Consider the following 483-nt stretch of genomic DNA (forward strand, 5'->3'; position numbering starts at 1 on the left):
ACCGACAGCATCGATGCTGCTTCGTATGCGGGTTTTCTCACGCAACTGAAGGCGGCGTATGCAGCAGGAACGCTCGCCGCGATGCTTGAGTCCGTCGATGCGCTGGGCAATCCGTCTGGCGCAATGACCGCGCCAGCGAACGTGATCCCGACAACCGGACCGCCGGCCGCGCAGACATCCACCGTCACCGTCTTTACGACCCAGAACGCCGGCCAGATCGTCGCGGGCAACAACCTGTCGCTCACCGGCACCGGCGCGAGCCTGACCAACGCGGGAAATCTCTACGCCGGCCAGGATGTGCGGGTGAGCGCGAACAGCTTCACCAACCAGGGCTATCACGCGGAAAACGTGACGTCGACGGTGGCGCCGGCGGCGGAGATATCGCCTGCGGCGTTCACCGTGTACTGGTTCGCGAGACCGTTGCCGGTCATCGTCACGGTGCCCGCGCTCGTGAGCGTCGCGCCCTGCTGCGCGTAGGTTGAG

The 483-nt window shown here is 65.6% G+C and carries 1 protein-coding gene; it reads left to right on the top strand.

All coding sequences use genetic code 11. From position 1 onward, the window contains the following. The coding region (locus tag C0Z16_RS38000; RefSeq protein WP_158244589.1) for a hypothetical protein at positions 1 to 477 on the top strand (477 nt) is incomplete at its 5' end. Positions 478 to 483: the final 6 nt, after the last annotated feature.

This window comes from Paraburkholderia rhynchosiae, assembly GCF_002879865.1.
Taxonomy (GTDB): Bacteria; Pseudomonadota; Gammaproteobacteria; order Burkholderiales; family Burkholderiaceae; genus Paraburkholderia; species Paraburkholderia rhynchosiae.